General features: G+C 36.3%; 23 protein-coding genes. 19 read left to right on the forward strand and 4 right to left on the reverse strand.

The genetic code is table 11. The features are described 5' to 3' along the window. Positions 1–462 precede the first annotated feature (462 nt). From tmk to rsmI, 9 genes are all read left to right on the forward strand, one after another. Positions 463–1,095, forward strand: a complete 633-nt coding sequence (tmk, locus tag ACKVQX_RS13635) for a dTMP kinase (RefSeq protein WP_068456809.1) — start codon at positions 463–465, stop codon at positions 1,093–1,095. A 66-nt stretch (positions 1,096–1,161) separates the two neighbouring features. Then, positions 1,162–1,491, forward strand: a complete 330-nt coding sequence (locus ACKVQX_RS13640; RefSeq protein ID WP_068456806.1) for a cyclic-di-AMP receptor — start codon at positions 1,162–1,164, stop codon at positions 1,489–1,491. Between the two features lie 17 nt (positions 1,492–1,508). Further along, positions 1,509–1,946, forward strand: a complete 438-nt coding sequence (locus ACKVQX_RS13645) for a YaaR family protein (protein ID WP_068456804.1) — start codon at positions 1,509–1,511, stop codon at positions 1,944–1,946. 55 nt (positions 1,947–2,001) lie between these two features. Continuing rightward, positions 2,002–3,006 (forward strand): DNA polymerase III subunit delta' C-terminal domain-containing protein, encoded by a 1,005-nt coding sequence (locus tag ACKVQX_RS13650; RefSeq protein WP_068456801.1) that lies wholly within the window; start codon positions 2,002–2,004, stop codon positions 3,004–3,006. After that, positions 2,999–3,817, forward strand: a complete 819-nt coding sequence (locus ACKVQX_RS13655; RefSeq protein WP_409136419.1) for a stage 0 sporulation family protein — start codon at positions 2,999–3,001, stop codon at positions 3,815–3,817. The genes ACKVQX_RS13650 and ACKVQX_RS13655 overlap by 8 nt, the downstream gene beginning before the upstream one ends. A gap of 21 nt (positions 3,818–3,838) precedes the next feature. Further along, the gene (yabA, locus tag ACKVQX_RS13660) at positions 3,839–4,216 is read left to right on the forward strand and encodes a DNA replication initiation control protein YabA (RefSeq protein WP_068456793.1); all 378 of its coding nucleotides are present in this window, start codon (positions 3,839–3,841) and stop codon (positions 4,214–4,216) included. A gap of 61 nt (positions 4,217–4,277) precedes the next feature. Continuing rightward, positions 4,278–5,027 carry a tRNA1(Val) (adenine(37)-N6)-methyltransferase gene (locus ACKVQX_RS13665; protein ID WP_068456790.1) on the forward strand — a complete coding sequence of 250 codons (750 nt, stop codon included), beginning with the start codon at positions 4,278–4,280 and terminating at the stop codon, positions 5,025–5,027. Beyond that, positions 5,011–5,298 carry a GIY-YIG nuclease family protein gene (locus ACKVQX_RS13670; protein ID WP_068456787.1) on the forward strand — a complete coding sequence of 96 codons (288 nt, stop codon included), beginning with the start codon at positions 5,011–5,013 and terminating at the stop codon, positions 5,296–5,298. Before ACKVQX_RS13665 ends, ACKVQX_RS13670 begins: the two co-directional genes overlap by 17 nt. Beyond that, positions 5,279–6,151 carry a 16S rRNA (cytidine(1402)-2'-O)-methyltransferase gene (gene rsmI, locus ACKVQX_RS13675; RefSeq protein ID WP_342303195.1) on the forward strand — a complete coding sequence of 291 codons (873 nt, stop codon included), beginning with the start codon at positions 5,279–5,281 and terminating at the stop codon, positions 6,149–6,151. The genes ACKVQX_RS13670 and rsmI overlap by 20 nt, the downstream gene beginning before the upstream one ends. Positions 6,152–6,273: 122 nt before the next feature. Here rsmI and ACKVQX_RS13680 read toward each other — a convergent pair whose 3' ends face one another. After that, the gene (locus ACKVQX_RS13680; RefSeq protein WP_068456783.1) at positions 6,274–6,552 is read right to left on the reverse strand and encodes an AbrB/MazE/SpoVT family DNA-binding domain-containing protein; all 279 of its coding nucleotides are present in this window, start codon (positions 6,550–6,552) and stop codon (positions 6,274–6,276) included. A gap of 445 nt (positions 6,553–6,997) precedes the next feature. Here ACKVQX_RS13680 and metG point away from each other — a divergent pair, with 445 nt between their 5' ends. The 10 genes from metG (at position 6,998) to spoVG (ending at position 15,644) form a co-directional block, all read left to right on the forward strand. After that, the gene (metG, locus tag ACKVQX_RS13685; protein ID WP_068456781.1) at positions 6,998–8,974 is read left to right on the forward strand and encodes a methionine--tRNA ligase; all 1,977 of its coding nucleotides are present in this window, start codon (positions 6,998–7,000) and stop codon (positions 8,972–8,974) included. A 283-nt stretch (positions 8,975–9,257) separates the two neighbouring features. After that, positions 9,258–10,031, forward strand: a complete 774-nt coding sequence (locus tag ACKVQX_RS13690) for a TatD family hydrolase (RefSeq protein WP_068456777.1) — start codon at positions 9,258–9,260, stop codon at positions 10,029–10,031. Positions 10,032–10,161: 130 nt separating this feature from the next. Continuing rightward, a complete protein-coding gene (locus ACKVQX_RS13695; protein ID WP_068456774.1) occupies positions 10,162–10,884 on the forward strand; it encodes a 3D domain-containing protein in 723 nt (240 codons plus the stop codon). 133 nt (positions 10,885–11,017) lie between these two features. After that, positions 11,018–11,581, forward strand: a complete 564-nt coding sequence (gene rnmV, locus ACKVQX_RS13700) for a ribonuclease M5 (protein ID WP_068456771.1) — start codon at positions 11,018–11,020, stop codon at positions 11,579–11,581. Further along, positions 11,574–12,455: a 16S rRNA (adenine(1518)-N(6)/adenine(1519)-N(6))-dimethyltransferase RsmA gene (gene rsmA / locus ACKVQX_RS13705; RefSeq protein ID WP_068456768.1), complete on the forward strand. Its 882-nt coding sequence runs from the start codon at positions 11,574–11,576 to the stop codon at positions 12,453–12,455. The genes rnmV and rsmA overlap by 8 nt, the downstream gene beginning before the upstream one ends. Positions 12,456–12,581: 126 nt before the next feature. Continuing rightward, entirely contained in the window at positions 12,582–12,842 is a 261-nt protein-coding gene (veg, locus tag ACKVQX_RS13710) for a biofilm formation stimulator Veg (protein WP_068456765.1), read from the forward strand. 166 nt (positions 12,843–13,008) lie between these two features. Continuing rightward, positions 13,009–13,875, forward strand: a complete 867-nt coding sequence (ispE, locus tag ACKVQX_RS13715) for a 4-(cytidine 5'-diphospho)-2-C-methyl-D-erythritol kinase (protein ID WP_068456762.1) — start codon at positions 13,009–13,011, stop codon at positions 13,873–13,875. A gap of 56 nt (positions 13,876–13,931) precedes the next feature. Further along, positions 13,932–14,759, forward strand: coding sequence for a pur operon repressor (gene purR, locus ACKVQX_RS13720; protein WP_068456758.1), 828 nt, complete (start codon positions 13,932–13,934; stop codon positions 14,757–14,759). Position 14,760: 1 nt separating this feature from the next. Beyond that, positions 14,761–15,132, forward strand: coding sequence for a RidA family protein (locus ACKVQX_RS13725; RefSeq protein WP_141274460.1), 372 nt, complete (start codon positions 14,761–14,763; stop codon positions 15,130–15,132). A gap of 215 nt (positions 15,133–15,347) precedes the next feature. Beyond that, entirely contained in the window at positions 15,348–15,644 is a 297-nt protein-coding gene (gene spoVG, locus ACKVQX_RS13730; protein ID WP_068456752.1) for a septation regulator SpoVG, read from the forward strand. 103 nt (positions 15,645–15,747) lie between these two features. Here the strand turns inward: spoVG and nadA are convergent, their stop codons facing one another. The 3 genes from nadA to nadB are packed head-to-tail and all read right to left on the reverse strand — an operon-like array spanning position 15,748 to position 19,215. Next, complete coding sequence (gene nadA, locus ACKVQX_RS13735) at positions 15,748–16,842, reverse strand: quinolinate synthase NadA (protein ID WP_156422386.1); 1,095 nt, start codon at positions 16,840–16,842, stop codon at positions 15,748–15,750. A 2-nt stretch (positions 16,843–16,844) separates the two neighbouring features. Beyond that, positions 16,845–17,690 (reverse strand): carboxylating nicotinate-nucleotide diphosphorylase, encoded by an 846-nt coding sequence (nadC, locus tag ACKVQX_RS13740; protein ID WP_121178110.1) that lies wholly within the window; start codon positions 17,688–17,690, stop codon positions 16,845–16,847. Then, positions 17,644–19,215 (reverse strand): L-aspartate oxidase, encoded by a 1,572-nt coding sequence (gene nadB, locus ACKVQX_RS13745; RefSeq protein WP_409136420.1) that lies wholly within the window; start codon positions 19,213–19,215, stop codon positions 17,644–17,646. The genes nadC and nadB overlap by 47 nt, the downstream gene beginning before the upstream one ends. Between the last annotated feature and the right edge of the window lie 28 nt (positions 19,216–19,243).

Raw genomic sequence — 19,243 nt, forward strand, 5'->3', positions numbered from 1 at the left:
TTTTTTTGTGTTTCAAAAGGGGGAAACCCTGAAAAGATTCAAGGAGGATTGCCAAAGAGTGCGACGTCCTGTCGTGAAGGCGATCATCTACATCCACGTACAAGTTAATGGCAATCCGTATCGCATCCAGCGACGCGCCTGTGAGAGTAGGACGTTGCTATGCAAGCTAAGATAATCAATCATTTGAGTGTTTGTTTTTTTGTGGATAGTATTTTAAAAATCCTTATAATGACATTTTATTAACAGAAACATTACAAAGGTTTTATTTCGTGTTTAGTATGGTATTATATAAAGAACCAAGTAAGGAGTTGAATGTACATGAGAAAAAATTATCGTTGGATTGCAATCGCTGTAACAGTCATCTTTACTTTATTAAAACGTGCTAGAAAAGCTAAATGATCTCATTTAGCTTTTCTTTTTTGGTATAATAGATATTATTCGCTACAGAGGAGTTTACATAATATGAGTAAATCATTATTTATTACATTTGAAGGTCCAGAAGGTGCTGGTAAAACAACAATTTTAAAAAAAATTGTTGAAAGATTCCAAGAACAGGGAATAGATATACTAGCTACTCGTGAACCAGGTGGTAGTCATATTGCAGAGCAAATTCGTCAAGTTATTCTAAATCCAGCGCATACGGAAATGAATGCAAGAACAGAAGCTTTATTGTATGCAGCAGCTCGAAGTCAGCATTTTGCTGAAAAGATAGAACCAGCTTTAGCAGAGGGCAAAATTGTTTTATGTGATCGTTTTATTGACTCTTCCTTAGCTTATCAAGGTGTAGGTCGTTCTTTAGGTATTAATGAAGTATATGATATTAACGTATTCGCAATTGGTAATAAGATGCCAGATTGTACAATTTTATTTGATTTAGAGCCTGAAGTTGGTTTAGCACGTATTCATGCGCATTCAGAACGTGAAATTAATCGTTTAGATGTTGAAAGTTTAGCCTTCCATCATAGTGTGCGTGAAGCGTATTTACAACTAGCTAATAAGTATTCAGAACGCATTCAAATTGTTGATGCAAATCGTCCAATTGAAGTGGTCGTTGAAGATGTATGGCGTATTTTACAAACATCTATAGCAAAGTAAAGGTCGTAAAATAATTCTTATGTTATAATTTAAAGAAAGAATCAATACCTAGTGAGGTGGATACGAATGAAATTAGTGGTAGCAGTAGTGCAAGACCAAGATAGCAATCGACTTTCCAATGCTTTAACGAAATATGATTTTCGTGCAACGAAGTTAGCCAGTACAGGTGGATTTCTTCGTTCTGGAAATACAACATTTTTAATAGGTACAGAAGATTCATTAGTTCCAAAAGTTTTAGATGTCATTCGAGAAAATTGTCGTGCAAGAGATCAAATGGTTGCACCAATTTCTCCAATGGGTGGTAATGCAGATTCATACATTCCTTACCCCGTAGAAGTAGAAGTTGGTGGAGCAACAGTATTCGTTCTACCAATTGAACAGTTCCATCATTTCTAGAGTGGAGGCGTTCGTCTTTGAAGATTAATCAAGATCTTCGAATCGGTAATAACCAAGCAAGAAAACCTTTGCCTATGCAGCAACCTAATACCCGTTTTGGTGATATGGTTGTTTCACAAGGTCAAAAAATGCAAACTGAGCAAATTACAAGGTTATTAGGCGATATTTCAACAGCAGGAGATCGTATAGCAAAGTCGCGTAATTTAAGAGATTTAGCAAAATTTAAAATGCTTGTAAAACGTTTTTTGAAAGAAGCTGTATCCTATGGTATGGAATTAAAACAATCTCATACATGGAATCGCTTCGGAGAAGGAAGACGTTTGAAAATTGTTGATACAATTGATGAAAAATTAGTTGAGTTAACAGAAGATATGTTAGATGAAGAAAAAAGTTCAGTTGATTTATTAGCTAAGATTGGTGAAATTAAAGGTTTATTAATTAACTTATACACGTAGCTCCCGTGTTTTTCGGTAGGACCGGAACACGGGTTTTTTTAAAAGAGGTGAAATGATGCAAGTCGATTTAACAATGTTGGAACAGACTCAACCATATGTTTTAAAACAACTTCAAACAATTTTTGACCATCAAAAAGTAGGGCATGCCTATATTTTTGAAGGAACTAGAGGTTCTTTAGTAGAGGAAATGATGTTCTATTTTACGGAATTGTTACTTTGTGAACATCCAAATGGTCATGTTCCATGTGAAACATGCAGAAGTTGTGTGCGACTGCAATCAGGAAACCATCTGAATTTTCATGAAGTTTTTCCAGAAGGGCAGTTTATTAAAGTAGATGCAATTGAACGTTTACTAGATGAATTAAGTAAAAAAGGTGTCGAAGAAGGCAGAAAAATTTATGTAATTCATGATGCAGAACGTTTGAACGTAAAATCAGCTAATAAACTTTTAAAATATTTAGAAGAGCCGGATGGTACAGTCACAGCAATTTTTTTAACGAATAATATAAATGCGATTATTCCTACAATTCGTTCGCGCTGTCAGCAGATTAAATTCCAGCCAGCCTCTAAAAAACTTCTAGTAAAACAACTACAAGAACACGAAGTTACATATTCAAGTGCATCGACGTTAAGTATGATTACAGCTAATTTAGATGAGGCACTTCGTTTATCAAATGATGATGCGTTTGCACATGCAAGAAAAACAGTGTTAAAATTGGTAGAGGCAGTTTCAAAAAATGTACATGAGTCATTGTTAGTTGTACATGAAGAATGGTTGCCTGCCTTTAAAGAAAAAGAGCAGATGGAATTGGCATTAGACCTACTATTATTTGCAATTCGTGATATAGTAGCAATAAAGGCAAACCCAGAGGCAGAGCTAACTTACCCAGATCAAAAACAGTTGTGGAGTACGCTAGCTTTACGTTCATCGTATCAGCATTTATCTGTACAGTTGGAAGCCGTCCTACGTGCACGTCAACAGCTACAGAGTAATATGAATCGAACGTTGCTGATGGAGCAGTTAATGCTGAACCTTCAGGAGGGGAAATCCTTTGTATAAAGTTGTCGGTGTCCGCTTTAAGAAAGCGGGTAAAATATATTATTTTGACCCTGGTGCTTATCAAATCGAAAAAAATGATTATGTAATTGTAGAAACAGCAAGAGGCATTGAGTATGGTAAGATTGTTGTGCCAATTCGCGAGGTAGGGGAAGATGATGTCGTACTTCCTTTAAAACAAGTGGTTCGACCAGCTGATGAACAAGATCGTTTTCAAGTAGAGGAGAACACAAGGGATTCAAGAAAAGCATTTGATTTAGCCACTGAAAAAATTGTGGAGCATCAATTAGATATGAAGCTTGTTGACGTTGAATATACGTTTGACCGCAATAAAATTATCTTTTATTTTACAGCGGAAGGTCGTGTTGATTTCCGTGAACTTGTAAAAGATTTAGCAGCTGTTTTCCGTACACGAATTGAATTAAGACAAATTGGTGTGCGTGATGAAGCAAAAATGTTGGGTGGTATCGGTCCCTGTGGTCGTATGTTATGTTGTTCAACATTCTTAGGCGATTTTGAGCCTGTTTCAATTAAGATGGCAAAAGATCAAAATTTATCATTAAATCCAACAAAAATTTCAGGCTTATGTGGTCGTTTGATGTGTTGTTTAAAATATGAAAACGATGAATACGAAGAAGTTCGTGAAAAAATGCCTGATATCGGTTATACAGTAAATACACCCGATGGAAAAGGGAAAGTAGTTGGCTTAAATATTCTTGAGAGAATGTTACAAATTGAATTATTTGAGCATAAACGTGTTTTAGATTACACATTGGACGAAATTTTACAAAGTATGGGTAAGAGCGTTCAATAGATCAATAATGAGGTGGCTTGAGTGAAGGACCGTAATTTTTTAGATACTGTTATGGAGTTCGAACAGCAGCTTGAGTTGATGCAAAAGCAATTTGAGGTCTTGAAAAATTCAGTAGCATCGATGATGGAGGAGCATCAAGCGCTCCAAATGGATAATCATCACCTACGTACAAGATTAGAAAAGGTTCTAGCGAGTAACGAATCCATTGAGATTCAAGAGAAGCCAGATCGTACAAAGAAAGAACTTTTTGATATTGGAGAGGGTTATGATAACTTAGCTCGTCTGTATCAAGAGGGTTATCATGTTTGTTCGTTAAATTTTGGAAGCTCAAGAAAAGGCGAAGAATGTTTATTCTGTCTTACGTTTTTTGATAAAAAAGGTGAGAAGCAAAACGGCTAAAAGACTGATTCCACATGTATGTGTGGCTCAGTCTTTTGCTATGTTGGAGGGATATTAAAGTATGGAAGAATGGTTAAAAGATGATGAGAGGTTAGATTATTTATTAGCAGAGGAATTGCGTATTATTCAGAGTCCGTCTGTTTTTTCATTCTCTTTAGATGCAGTTTTACTATCACAATTTGTGAATGTTCCACATCATAAAGGAAGTATAATTGATTTATGTGCTGGAAATGGAGCGATTCCTTTATTTTTAAGTAAACGAACAAAAGCGCATATCACAGCAGTAGAATTACAAGAAAAACTAGTAGATATGGCGACGCGTAGTGTTCAATATAACAAACTAGAAAATCAAATTAAAATCATGCAAGGTGATGTTAAAACAATCAGTAGTGTATTAGGAATCGAAAAACACGATATTGTGACATGCAATCCACCATATTTTTTAGCGCATGAAGCAAGTGATAAAAATTTAAAAGAGCATGTCGCAATCGCACGTCATGAAATTCATTTGAAATTAGATGAGATGATTTATACAACAGGCAAGTTATTAAAGCAAGGTGGTAAGGCAGCATTTGTACATCGGCCAGGACGTTTATTAGATATTGTGACAGCTATGCGTGCAAATCGAATTGAGCCAAAACGCATTCAGTTCGTCTATCCAAAACAAGGGAAAGAAGCCAATACACTTTTAATAGAAGGAATCAAAGATGGAAAACCAGATTTAAAAATTCTACCTCCTCTTTATGTATATGATGAGAACGGTGAATATACAAAAGAAGTACATGAGATGCTATATGGAAAAGAGTCTTAACCATTGTATGTATGTACTTCGTTGTGCAGATGGTACGTATTATACAGGTTATACAAATCGTTTAGAGCAGAGAATTAAAACACACAATGCAGGAAAAGGGGCGAAGTATACGCGATGTCGCTTGCCTGTGGAATGTATGTATTATGAAGTTTTTGAAACAAAGTCAGAAGCGATGTCTGCTGAGTATTATTTTAAAAAGAAAAGCAGATTAGAAAAAATAAAATATATGCGAGAAAGAGGTGTCGAATTTGATTCAGACACAGATGAGTAGCCAATACGAAAAAGGTCCATGTCTTTATTTAGTAGCTACACCGATTGGAAATTTAGAAGATATCACAATGCGCGCAATTCGTATTTTAAAAGAAGCAGATTACATTGCAGCAGAAGATACACGTAATACGAAAAAGTTATGTAATTACTTTGAAATCGACACACCACTTATTAGTTATCACGACCATAATCAAGAAGTTGGTGGTGAAAAGTTATTACAATTACTACGTGATGGAAAGACGATTGCACTTGTAAGTGATGCTGGTTTACCTGCAATTTCAGATCCAGGAGCAGATATTGCAATGAAAGCAATTCAAGAAGATTTTGCAGTTGTGCCACTTCCAGGTGCAAATGCAGCAATTACAGCGCTTATTGCTTCGGGATTACCAACACAACCTTTTTATTTTCATGGATTTTTAAGTCGTTATAAAAAAGAACGTCGTGAGGGGCTAGAGGCTTTACGTAATAAGCAAGAGACTATTTTGTTTTATGAAGCACCACATCGTTTAAAAGAGATGTTAAAAGATGTTCAACTTGTTTTAGGGAATCGTCAAATTGTATTAGCTCGTGAACTGACAAAGAAATTTGAAGAATTTATTCGTGGAACAGTAGAAGAAGCACTTGAATGGGCAAATACGAATGAAGTACGCGGCGAGTTTGTAGTTATAATAGAAGGAACTCAAGAAGAAATTGTAGAAGAAGCTGCAACTTGGGAAGCTTTATCGATTAAAGAGCATGTACAACAATTAATAGATGAACAAGCAATGAGCTCAAAAGAGGCGATTAAAGAAGTATCAAAATTACGCAAGTTATCAAAGCGTGAAGTGTACCAAGAGTATCATATAGAAGCATAAAGAAGAAAAGCCCTATGAAACGGCGAAATTTCATAAGGGCTTTTCTATATATTATAGATCACATATTAAAACAAGGTTAGGTTTATGGTTTAATAAATCGTTACTCTACACTACTGAAATGATTATTTTGAAATTTTAGATTGAATTTCTTTTACTAAAATTTGTGCGCCTTCTGGGCTAAGAATTAAGTTACCGCCAGCAAGACGGAAGTTATCATCTGATACTTCACCTGTTACCATGCAAGTCATGTTAGGCATATATTTTTTTAAGATGATTTTATCATCATCAACATAAATTTCTAAAGCGTCCTTCTCTGCAATACCTAATGTGCGGCGAAGTTCGATCGGAATAACCACGCGGCCTAGTTCATCAACTTTACGTACAATACCTGTAGATTTCATTAATAATCTACCTCCTAATTTAAATTTTATATATTATATATTTCGTCAAAATTCGACATTAATTCTTCATCTGTGACTTATCATACCAACTAATTACATATACGTCAATTATTTTACCTGATTATTTTAATATTTTTTTGAAAAAAAATCCATTTTACAAGTGAAATAAGCATATGTTTTTGATTTAAATAGCCAAAACGTGTTGAAAAATACAGTTTTCACGTCTGAAATAGTGTTTTAAAGTTAAAGTATTTTTTTCGACAAAATAAGACAAAAAGACAAATTTCGCTTTTACTAAGATTTACAAAAATGTTGAACTACAGATAAATACCCTGAATTCAAGGGAATTAAGCTGGATTCTTTTTCTGTTAGAAAATAAGTCTTGTAGAGTTCACTTGAAAGGAGTAGGGTACTCCTATAAAATAAGGTTTAAACAAATTAGACAATGGAGGAAGTTTTCGTGAATAATGAAAAGAAAACGTTCTATATAACTACACCTATTTATTACCCGAGTGGTCGTTTCCATATCGGTACAGCTTATACAACAGTAGCAGCAGATACAATGGCTCGCTATAAAAGATTAAGAGGCTTCGATGTTCGTTTCCAAACAGGAATGGATGAGCATGGTCAAAAGATTCAAGAAAAAGCACAAGAAGCAAATAAATCACCTAAAGATTATGTAGACGAGATTGCGGCGTCTGCAAAAGAACTTTGGAAGATGATGGACATCTCGTATGATGACTTCATTCAAACAACAGAAAAACGTCATACTGAAGCGGTTGAGAAAATTTTCCAAAAGTTTTTAGATAATGGCGATATTTATAAAGGTGAATATGAAGGATGGTACTGTACGCCTTGTGAATCATTCTTTACAGAAATGCAATTAGTAGATGGCAACTGTCCAGATTGTGGTCGCCCAGTAAATAAAGTAAAAGAAGAATCATACTTCTTTAATATGAAGAAGTATGCGGATCGATTATTACAATACTATGAAGCAAATCCAGAATTCATTGAGCCAGAATCACGCAAAAATGAAATGGTAAATAACTTCATCAAACCAGGACTAGAAGATTTATCTGTATCACGTGCTTCATTCGACTGGGGTATTCGTGTTCCTGGAGACCCACGTCACGTTATTTACGTATGGGTAGATGCACTAACAAACTATATTACAACTTTAGGATATCCAACAGATGAGAATGGTGACTTCAGTAAATACTGGCCAGCAGACGTACATGTAGTAGGTAAGGATATCGTGCGATTCCACACAATTTATTGGCCAATCTTCTTAATGGCACTAGATTTACCATTACCGAAAAAAGTATTTGCGCATGGTTTCATTATGATGAAAGACGGCAAAATGTCTAAATCAAAAGGAAATGTTGTGTATCCTGAAATGTTAATTGAACGTTATGGACTTGATGCAACACGTTATTTCTTATTGCGTGAGTTACCATTCGGTTCAGATGGCGTATTCTCTCCAGAATCATTCGTAGAGCGTACAAACTTTGATTTAGCCAATGACTTAGGAAACTTATTAAACCGTACAATTTCGATGATGAATAAATACTTCGATGGTGTGATTCCAACAGAAAATTTACAAGCCACTGAATTTGATGCTGCATTACAAGCACAAGCAGATGAAACGATTGCGAAGTACGAAAAAAATATGGATCAAATGCAATTTAGCGTCGTGTTATCGGATGTTTGGGCACTTGTATCACGTACAAATAAATATATTGATGAAACATCACCTTGGGTTCTTGCAAAAGATGAGGCTTTAAAACCACAGCTTGCAATGGTTATGTATAATTTAGCAGAGAATTTACGTCGTGTGGCAGTATTATTACAACCATTCATGACAAAATCACCTGTGGAAATTATTCGTCAATTAGGCTTATCAACAGATGTACTGGCTTGGGAGACATTAACACAAACGCATGTTATTCCAGCAGGTACAAAAGTGATTGAAAAAGGTGAACCAATCTTCCCTCGTCTTGAACAAGAGGTAGAAGTAGAATATATTCGTGAACAAATGAGAGGTTCTGTTAAAACATTAGAAGTAACAGAAGAAGCAGATGTCTATGATGAAGAAGCACCTGAAATCTCAATTGATGATTTTATGAAAGTAGATTTACGTGTAGCAACAGTAACTGCAGCAGAAAAAATGCCAAAAGCAGACAAGTTAATGAAGTTACAAGTAGATTTAGGTTATGAACAACGTCAAGTTGTATCGGGGATTGCAAAATTCTATACAGCTGAAGAATTAGTTGGACGAAAAGTGATTGTTGTTGCAAACTTAAAACCTGTGAAACTTCGTGGTGAATTATCACAAGGAATGATTTTAGCAGGAAGTAAAGATGACGTACTTGTTTTAGCTAGTGTAGATGAAAAATTAGCAAATGGTGCAAAAGTAAAATAAGAAAATACAAAAACTGGAGATGATTTTATAACATTTCCAGTTTTTTTATGAAAAAACATTCTTTTTTATTTGGTAATTATAGAAAAAGTTAGAATTTCATGATAGTTAAATTTACTACTTAAACACTATTTAAAGAGGACTAATTCCAATTTAATATGCAATTAGTATTATATTAATAAATTTTAAATTGGAAAAATTAATTTATGTAATAAATTTGTAATATACAGGTTATATATGAAATATTAAAACGGATAAAATAAGTACAGTGAAGGAGGAAGCCATGATGTTAATGGATACACATGTGCACCTAAACGCAGAACAATATGACGAAGACATAACAGAAGTAATTCAACGAGCTTTGGATGCGAATGTTCAAAAAATGATTGTAGTCGGATTTGATCGTCCGACTATTACGCGCGCCATGGAGTTAGTTGAAGAATACGAATTTTTATACGCAGCAATTGGTTGGCATCCAGTCGATGCAATTGATTGCACAGACGAAGATTTGCAGTGGATTGAAACACTTGCCACGCATCCAAAAGTGGTTGCCATTGGTGAAACTGGACTGGATTATCATTGGGATAAATCACCGAAGGATGTTCAAAAAGAGATCTTCCGAAAACAAATTGCTCTAGCAAAAAGAGTAAAACTACCGATTGTCATCCATAACCGTGATGCAACAGAAGATTGTATTTCAATCTTGGATGAAGAAAATGCGAAAGAAGTCGGTGGTGTTATGCATAGTTTTAGTGGAAGCGTGGAAACAGCCGAATTTTGTATTAATAAACTTAATTTTATTATCAGTTTAGGCGGTCCTGTTACATTTAAAAATGCGAAAACACCGAAAAAAGTTGCTGAAGAAATTCCGCTGAAATACATCATGTTAGAAACAGATGCACCATATCTTACACCACATCCATATCGTGGTAAGAGAAATGAGCCTTCTTACATCCCTCTCATTGCAGAACAAATCGCAGCATTGAAAGGCATTACAGTGGAAGAAGTAGCGAAAATTACAACAGAGAATGCACATCGTCTTTTTTATAAAATTAAGTAGAAAGCCCTAATTTCCTTATGAACTCAAATGATTGATTCTACAGGATTTGTTAAAAATAGGTATTTTTTCTACTATTGACAGTCCAAAAAAGAGTCTTTATAATCCAACGAGTGAATAAGGAGGTATTTTCATGTCAAATCATTCCATGAAAAAACTGTTCCCGGAATCATTAAAAAATTCGAAAGTGAAAATTGGTTTTACAACTCTTTCACTGATGATTGCGTTTGTAGTAGCTGCAGTATTTGGCTCTACAACTAACGAACAGGCAAGTAACACAGAAGCGAAATCAACGACTTCAAATACATCAGTAGATGCAAATCGTTTTGCAGGTGAAAAAATTGCAACAGTCGCATCTAAGAAATACAGAACAACAGCAGCATTAAATATGCGTAAAGGTGCAAGTACAAAATATAAGCGCATTGCGGTATTACCAAAAGGTGCTACAGTCACATATGTAAGTAAAAAAGGTGGCTGGTATAAAGTTTCGTACAAAGGTAAAAAAGGTTATGTATCATCAAAATATTTAAGCCGTACGAAAAAAGCATCAGGTTCAAATTATAGTTCAGGTCGTACAATGTATGTAGAAGCAACAGCCTATACAGCATATTGCTACGGATGTTCAGGTATTACAGCGACAGGTATCAACTTACGTAAAAATCCGAATAGGAAAGTAATCGCAGTTGATCCTCGTGTCATTCCTTTAGGTTCTAAAGTATATGTACAAGGTTATGGTGTAGCGATTGCAGGAGATACAGGTGGCGCAATTCGCGGTAACCGTATTGATGTATTCTTAAAATCAAAAACAGCGATGCGTAACTGGGGTCGCCGTACAGTGAAAATTACTGTATTATAAATAATAAAGAGGGAAGCATAGATATAATATGCCCCCTCTTTTTTTTCGAGAAAAACGCATATTTTCACTATAGTTCAACTTCGTGTATAATAGGAATATTGCAAACTGAGATGAAAAGAGGATTTGAACGTACGTGAAAATCAAAGAAGTCATTGTAGTAGAAGGAAAAGACGATACAACAGCGATTCGAAAAGCAGTAGAGGCTGATACGATTGAAACAAATGGTTCAGCCATTTCAAAAGAATGTTTAGAAAGGATTCAACATGCGCATGAAGTAAGAGGCGTGATTGTTTTAACGGATCCAGACTATCCAGGTCGTCGTATTCGCGCTTTAATCGAACAACAGATTCCAAATGTTAAACACGCTTTTTTACCTAAAAAACAAACGATTGCGAAGAATGGCAAAGGGTTGGGGATTGAACATGCTAGTCCTGAAGACATTAGAACAGCTTTGCAAAACGTTTATACAGTTGCAGATGATAAGTTTGTTTCGACAATTACATTAGAGGATTTAATCGCAGCTCAATTATTATCACATCCAGCTGCCAAAAAGCGTCGTGAACGTTTAGGTGAACTTTTAAATATTGGTCCAACGAATGGAAAACAACTAGTAAAAAGACTAGAAATGTTCCAAATAACAGAAGAACAGTTTGGTGCAGCAATTGCACAAATGAATCAGGAGGAAAAACATGCATAAAGATATTGCGACACCCGTTCGCACACAGGAGATTTTAAAAAAGTATGGCTTTTCATTTAAAAAGAGTTTAGGGCAGAACTTTTTAATCGATCCAAATATTTTAAGAAACATTGTAGGACATGCAGATTTAACGAAGGATAGCGCAGCCATTGAGGTGGGTCCTGGGATCGGTGCTTTAACAGAACACTTAGCACGCCAAGCAGGTAAAGTGGTATCATTTGAGATTGACCAGCGTCTATTACCTGTATTAGAAGATACACTTTCTCCATACGATAATGTCGAAATCATTCATTCAGACATTTTAAAAGCAAATGTAAAAGAAGTGATTGATACACAATTAGCAGGTTATGAGGATATTATGGTTGTAGCGAACTTACCATACTATGTAACAACACCAATTCTTATGAAATTATTAATGGAAGGTCTACCGTTACGCGGAATGGTTGTCATGATGCAAAAAGAAGTAGCAGACCGTATTTCTGCAAAACCAGGTACAAAAGCGTATGGTTCACTTTCAATCGCTGTACAGTATTATATGCAAGCTGAGATTGCGATGATTGTACCGAAAACGGTATTTATGCCACAACCGAATGTTGACTCGGCTGTATTGCGTCTGATTCGTCATGATGCACCACCTGTACAAGTAAAGGATGAGGACTTCTTCTTTACAGTTACGAAAGCTGCATTTGCACAACGTCGTAAAACGCTATTGAATAATTTACAATCGCAATTGCCAAATGGAAAAGCACGCAAAGAAGAAATTTTAGTTGCGCTTGAAGAAGCAGGTATTGAGCCGACAAGACGCGGTGAAACCTTATCAATAGAAGAATTTGGGAAGTTGTCAGACCATTTGTTACCAATTTTTCATTCTTAGAAAAAAATATAGAAAATCATATAAAAAAGAATTGACATAAGAATTGCTGCTTGATAAAATATTTATTTATGTATTGACAAACGTAGGTATTTTTGCTATGCTTGTATCTAGTGAGGTGTAAGCGAAATGCCAAAAACATTAGCCGACATTAAAAAGTCGTTAGATTGTCATTTGGGTAAACGTCTGCAATTAAGAGCAAACGGTGGACGCAAGAAGACCATTGAGCGCGTTGGAACATTACGTGAGACTTATCGCGCAGTATTTGTAGTGGACTTAGATCAAGATGAAAATGCGTTTGAACGCGTTTCATACAGCTATACAGATATTTTGACAGAGGCAGTAGAAATTACATTCGATGAAGAACCTAAAACTGCAGTAATTGATTAGTATTTATAATTTTTATGATTTTTTGAACACTTATCTTCTAACTAGATAAGTGTTTTTGTTATGACAAATTTCTAACTCTCCTACTTATGTGGTAGTTATGATAAAATATAAAACAGTAATCAATTGAGCGAAATTCGCAACAAGGAAAGAAGTGGAGGATCTTTATATGCTTTATGTAAAAGCACCCGCTAAGATTAACTTAACATTAGATGTTTTAAATAAGCGTCCTGATGGCTATCATGAGGTAGAAATGATTATGACAACGGTAGATTTAGCCGATCGCATTGGACTAGAATTACGTGAAGATGATGCGATTCATATTTATTCTTCAAATAACTTTGTACCAAATGACCATCGCAATCTAGCTTATCAAGCAGCAGCTATTTTAAAAGAGCGTTTTAAGATTCAAGAAGGCGTAAATATTACAATTGATAAACAAGTACCGATTGCGGCTGGTTTAGCTGGTGGTAGTAGTGACGCAGCAGCTACATTAAAAGGTTTAAATGATTTATGGAATTTACAGCTTACATTAGATGAAATTGCAGAAATCGGTTCAGAAATTGGCTCAGATGTTCCATATTGTGTATATGGGGGGACAGCTATTGCAAGAGGTCGTGGTGAAAAGATTGAGCATATTGAGGCACCACCGAATTGTTGGGTTGTATTAGCGAAGCCATCAATTGGCGTTTCAACAGGTTCAGTATATGGTGGTTTACAATTAGATTCGATTGAGCATCCAGATACACAGAGAATGAGGGATGCGATTGCAAAGGGTAGTTATGAGGAAATGTGCGCGAGTGTGGGGAATGTTTTAGAGAGCGTTACATTAAAGCTTCATCCAGAAGTATCGAGCATTAAGGAACAAATGAAGCGTTTTGGTGCAGATGCGGTATTGATGAGTGGAAGTGGCCCGACAGTATTCGGACTTGTATCAAATGAAACGCGTACAACACGCATTGTAAATGGTTTAAGAGGTTTTTGTGACGAAGTATATGCGATACGAATGTTAGGCGAACGCGAGTTGCTTGATTAAAGGCGTATGTTTATGGTAAATTTTGTATAGAATATTCGTGTTCAGGAGTGAATCACATGAAATGGAAGCGTAGTGAGCGTCTTGTAGATATGACGCATTATTTAATGGAGCATCCACAACAATTAATTCCACTTACTTTCTTTGCGGAATCATATCAATCAGCTAAATCTTCAATTAGTGAAGACTTATCGATTGTGAAAGAAACGTTTGAAGAAAGAGGAATTGGTTTATTGGTAACTGTTCCAGGAGCAGCTGGTGGCGTAAAGTATATTCCAAAAGTGCCGGATACTGCAGTGAAGAAGATTATTGAAGAATTAAAACAAGAATTAGGGCATTCGGATCGTTTATTACCGGGTGGCTATCTGTTTATGACAGATTTATTGGGCAATCCAGATTTGATGAATCGTGTAGGAAAAGTATTTGCATCTGCATTTTGTGACCAAAAAATCGATGTTATTATGACAGTAGCAACAAAAGGTATTTCGATTGCTCATGCAATTGCACGACACTTGAACGTACCTGTTGTTGTCGTACGACGCGATAATAAGGTAACAGAAGGTTCTACCGTAAGTATTAACTATGTGTCAGGGTCTTCTCGTCGTATTCAAACGATGGTATTATCAAAACGTAGTATGCAAAGCGGTCAACGCGTACTTATTACAGACGACTTCATGAAAGTTGGCGGTACGATGAATGGTATGAAGAATCTTTTAGAAGAATTCGACTGTACATTAGCAGGGTGTGCTGTGTTAGTTGAAGCAGAGCATCCAGATGAGCGTCTAGTCGACGATTACTATTCACTTGTGAAGCTAAAAGAAGTGAACGAAAAAGACCGTACAATTGTTTTAACAGAGGGAAATTACTTTACGAAGGGTGGAAATTAGGGTGAAAGAAGTTTCGACAACAAAGGCTCCAGCAGCGATTGGACCATACGTACAAGGTATGATTGTAAACAACATGTTTTACAGTTCAGGTCAAATTCCATTGACTGCAGAAGGTGTTATGGTTGAAGGTGACATTGTCGCACAAACACAACAAGTTTTTGAAAATTTAAAAGCTGTACTTGCAGAGGCGGGTACATCATTAGATCGTGTTGTGAAAACAACTGTTTTTATGGCAGACATGAATGATTTTGCAGAAATGAACGTGATTTATGCAAACTATTTTGGAGAGCATAAGCCAGCACGTAGCGCAGTAGAAGTAGCACGCCTACCAAAAGATGCGCGCATTGAAATTGAAGTAATCGCATTAGTATAATCTTATAAAATAAAGCACTTCTTAGTATTCTTTTATACTAAGAGGTGTTTTTTGATTTAAAAAAACAAATAAATGAACTTTTCGACATATATTTCTTTTATACATAAAATAAATTCTAAAAATTTAAAAAAAATAAGAAGGAATTGGGTAATTTTTGAAGAATAAAGAAAGTGGATAGGATTAGTTATGCAACTAAGATGAGAGGTGGTGAAAAAATGGAAGTTACAGACGTGAGATTGCGCCGTGTTCAAACAGACGGTCGTATGAGAGCAATCGCTTCCATCACACTGGACAACGAATTCGTCGTACATGATATTCGTGTAATCGATGGGAATACAGGGTTATTCGTAGCAATGCCAAGTAAACGTACGCCAGATGGTGAGTTCCGAGATATTGCACATCCAATTAACTCTGGTACAAGAACAAAGATTCAAGAATCAGTGTTAAAAGCTTACGAGGAATCAAGCGAGGAAGAAGCTGTTGTACTAAATGAAGTCGAAGTTGAAGTATAAGACGTAAGCGCGGAGCCACCTAATTCACCATAGGCAGGCTCTTTTTTTATGGGGAAAATAATAAAGAGATTTCGGTATGTCAAACGACCGAAATCCCTTTAATTTATGTGTTTTGTAACATGCGTTCTAGCGACTGTAAGGCATATTTCGTTGTTTCATCATCTACTGTAATTTGATGCATCGTCTCACCTGCCACGACTTGATCTAATTGCCAAAGTAGATGCGGTAAGTCAATTCGGTTCATTGTTAAACAAGGACACATGTTTTCGTTCAATGAGATGATGTGACGTTCTGGATATTGTTTGATGATTCGTTTGACTAAATTCATCTCTGTTCCAATTGCGAAACTTATATGGGGATCAGCCTGTGCAATTGTATCAATAATGTATTTTGTCGAACCGGCATCATCGGAAGCTTGTACGACTTCATGGCTGCATTCTGGATGAACAATTACTTTCATATCAGGATAATTTTCGCGTACTTGTTCAATATGTTGAACAGTAAAACCTTCATGTACAGAGCAATGCCCTTTCCATAAGATGACACGTATATCTTGTTTGTCGCCTTCAAAAACTAACGCACGTTTAATCGGGTCCCAAATTGCCATTTGTTCTAATGGAATACCCAAGTCGAACGCAGTATTTCGACCAAGATGTTGATCTGGTAAAAAGAATAGACGTTGTTTTTGTGTAAATGCCCATTCGACCATTTTTTTAGCATTTGAAGAAGTCACACAAGCTCCACCGTGACGACCTGTAAATTCTTTAATGGCGGCAGTTGAGTTCACATATGTTAATGGGATAATCGTATCATCAAAAATCTCCTGTAAAACATCCCAAGCCTGTTCGGTTTGATGAATGTTTGCCATATCAGCCATTGAACATCCCGCGCGTAAATCCGGTAAGTAAACACGCTGGTGTGCTGACGTCAACATGTCAGCTGTTTCCGCCATAAAATGTACGCCGCAAAAGACAATATGCTCCGCTTCGGTATTTGCTGCACATATTTGAGCTAGTTGTAAAGAATCTCCTGTCACATCAGCAAACTGAATAACTTCGTCTTTTTGATAATGATGCCCTGGAATTAAAAGCTTTGTACCAAGTTCTTTTTTAATTTTATGAATACGACTTTCAATTTCTACAGTTGATAAAGTTAAATATGTTTCCGGTATTTTTGAGATTTGTGTTAGTAAATTCACGTTTAAACTCCTTTCAATTGAACGAGTGCGCTCATATCTAATGAATGAATTGAATGTGTTAATGCTCCGAGTGAGATGTAATGTATTTCAGTAGCTGCATATTCAGGTAAGGTATCAAGCGTAATACCACCAGAAGCTTCCGTTATGATGTGAGGTGGAATAAGTGGTAACCACGACTCAATTTCTGCTGGCGTACGATTATCAAGTAGTAGAAGGTCAACACCTGCTTCAATCGCTTCAATTAATTGTTCCTTTGTTTCGACTTCGACTTCAATTTTGGTTGTGTGACCTAATTGTTGTTTCACATGGTTCACAGCTTTTGAAATGCTCCCAGCAAATTCAATATGGTTATCTTTTAACATGACACAGTCATACAGTCCACTGCGATGGTTAAAGCCGCCTCCTACACGTACAGCATATTTTTCAAACATACGTAAACCAGGTGTTGTTTTACGTGTGTCACAAATACGTGTACGCGAATTTGTAGTTGCGGCTACTGCTAGAGCTGTTTTGGTGGAAATCGCTGACATACGCTGAATTAGATTCAAAATGACGCGCTCTCCACTGAGAAGTGTTCGAATGGGTCCCTCAATACGTGCAATTAAATCGCCTTTTTGAATCGCTGTCCCATCTTGAATCAACTCATAAATTTGAATTGATTCATCGGTTAGTAGTTGAAATCCGATTTGAATAATTTTTTCGCCACAAAAGATCCCATCCTCCTTTGCGTAAAGTGAAAATTCACCTCTCTGTTTTTCATTGAATAGTAATTCAGAAGATAGATCTGTATCACCGATGTCTTCATTGAAAAATTCCGTAAGTTGTTGTTTGAGTTTGAGTAAATTCATACCATGTCCCCCTATAAATTGGCTGGTCTTTCTGTTGAATAAATAATGTTTGTGTTAAAGAATTATCACTTTGTGGATAGTCGCTCCGAATATGCCCCCCACGTGATTCTTTTCTTGCAAGGGCAGCTTGTACAATTAATTGAGCAGTTATGTGCATAAAATAATGTTCTATATCTAGCTGCGTCAAGTGGCGAACATCTTGTAGAAGTGGTTGTTGTAACTGCGTGCTTAATTGATTTAAATCATGTTCATTTCGAATGATACCTACTGCATGCATCATATGTTGTTGCAATACACTCGGTGTCATGAGTGATGGAAGTTGTTCCTTCTGTGTTGTAATTACATTTTCTGTGTAGTCAATCTCGCATGATGTATGTAAGTGCTTCGCTAAACGTTTTCCAAAAGCTAACCCTTCTAATAGAGAATTACTAGCTAATCGATTGGCACCATGAATGCCATTACAAGCAACTTCCCCAATTGCATACAATCCGGGCAACGATGTTTCACTGTTTACATTAGTCATAATTCCACCCATTAAAAAATGACTTCCTACAGTAATCGGAATACGTTGAGTTTCTAAAGAAATGCTCAAATCACTACATTTTTTAGCGATGCTCGGAAATTGAGTTGTGAAATTTTCAACGCATGAAATATCTAAAAAAACGGTATGCCCTTGTTTTATTTGATCGTAAACTGCTTTTGCTGTAATGTGTCGCGGTGCTAAATCACGTTGTGAATAATCTTCCATAAAATAATGTTGCTGTTCATTAACGAAACGTGCACCAGCACCTCTCACAGCTTCTGATACAAGACCATGCGTCTTTCCTTCCTGGAAAAGTAGCGTAGGATGAAATTGAATAAATTCTAAATCAGCTACAGTTGCACCAGCCAAGTAAGCCAAAGCAATCCCATCGCCAAAGCTATTTTCGCAATTTGAAGTTTGCGGGTACAGTGATCCAATGCCTCCTGTTGCTAGAATGACAGCTTCACCTGTGTAACGACATAATGCACCCTCCACATTCTTTGTATAAACACCGATTACACGTTGTTCTGGATTCTTAATTAATTGAATTGCACATTCTTGTTCATGCACGATGACGTTTGATGGGAGTGTTTTGTATAAAAATTCAATTGTATTTTTGCCTGTCGCATCACCGCCACTATGGATAATTCTGTGATGTGAATGGGCGCCTTCTAAACCAAGTGAAACCTCACCATCGCTTGTCCGGTCTACAGGTAAACCAGCTTGAATTAATTCTTTCGTAGCGATGTGACCTTCTCTTACGAGGAGTTGTACCATCTCATGGTTCGTATGATTAACACCTGCTTCATGTGTATCTTGTTCATGTGAGGAGAAGGAGTCTTCATGATGCCAAACCGTTGCAATGCCACCTTGTGCATAATAAGAACTGCTTTCATAAATTTCTCTTTTTGTAATGAGGTGAATTGTTTTATGAGAGGGTAATAGGCGGGCGCATTGAAGTGCGGCAATCCCGCTACCGATAATCAAAATATGATTTTTCATTTTACTTAACCTTCTTTACAGTTGTCTT

This window comes from Kurthia sp. ISK08, assembly GCF_046159805.1.
Lineage (GTDB): Bacteria > Bacillota > Bacilli > Bacillales_A > Planococcaceae > Kurthia > Kurthia gibsonii.

Bases quoted from the DNA above. Each gene is read 5' to 3' on its own strand.
- tmk (WP_068456809.1), top strand. From the start codon at position 463: ATGAGTAAATCATTATTTATTACATTTGAAGGTCCAGAAGGTGCTGGT.
- ACKVQX_RS13640 (WP_068456806.1), top strand. From the start codon at position 1,162: ATGAAATTAGTGGTAGCAGTAGTGCAAGACCAAGATAGCAATCGACTT.
- ACKVQX_RS13650 (WP_068456801.1), top strand. From the start codon at position 2,002: ATGCAAGTCGATTTAACAATGTTGGAACAGACTCAACCATATGTTTTA.
- ACKVQX_RS13665 (WP_068456790.1), top strand. From the start codon at position 4,278: ATGGAAGAATGGTTAAAAGATGATGAGAGGTTAGATTATTTATTAGCA.
- ACKVQX_RS13670 (WP_068456787.1), top strand. From the start codon at position 5,011: ATGGAAAAGAGTCTTAACCATTGTATGTATGTACTTCGTTGTGCAGAT.
- ACKVQX_RS13680 (WP_068456783.1), bottom strand. From the start codon at position 6,552: ATGAAATCTACAGGTATTGTACGTAAAGTTGATGAACTAGGCCGCGTG.
- metG (WP_068456781.1), top strand. From the start codon at position 6,998: ATGGAGGAAGTTTTCGTGAATAATGAAAAGAAAACGTTCTATATAACT.
- ACKVQX_RS13690 (WP_068456777.1), top strand. From the start codon at position 9,258: ATGTTAATGGATACACATGTGCACCTAAACGCAGAACAATATGACGAA.
- ACKVQX_RS13695 (WP_068456774.1), top strand. From the start codon at position 10,162: ATGTCAAATCATTCCATGAAAAAACTGTTCCCGGAATCATTAAAAAAT.
- rsmA (WP_068456768.1), top strand. From the start codon at position 11,574: ATGCATAAAGATATTGCGACACCCGTTCGCACACAGGAGATTTTAAAA.
- veg (WP_068456765.1), top strand. From the start codon at position 12,582: ATGCCAAAAACATTAGCCGACATTAAAAAGTCGTTAGATTGTCATTTG.
- ispE (WP_068456762.1), top strand. From the start codon at position 13,009: ATGCTTTATGTAAAAGCACCCGCTAAGATTAACTTAACATTAGATGTT.
- purR (WP_068456758.1), top strand. From the start codon at position 13,932: ATGAAATGGAAGCGTAGTGAGCGTCTTGTAGATATGACGCATTATTTA.
- spoVG (WP_068456752.1), top strand. From the start codon at position 15,348: ATGGAAGTTACAGACGTGAGATTGCGCCGTGTTCAAACAGACGGTCGT.
- nadC (WP_121178110.1), bottom strand. From the start codon at position 17,690: ATGAATTTACTCAAACTCAAACAACAACTTACGGAATTTTTCAATGAA.
- nadB (WP_409136420.1), bottom strand. From the start codon at position 19,215: ATGAAAAATCATATTTTGATTATCGGTAGCGGGATTGCCGCACTTCAA.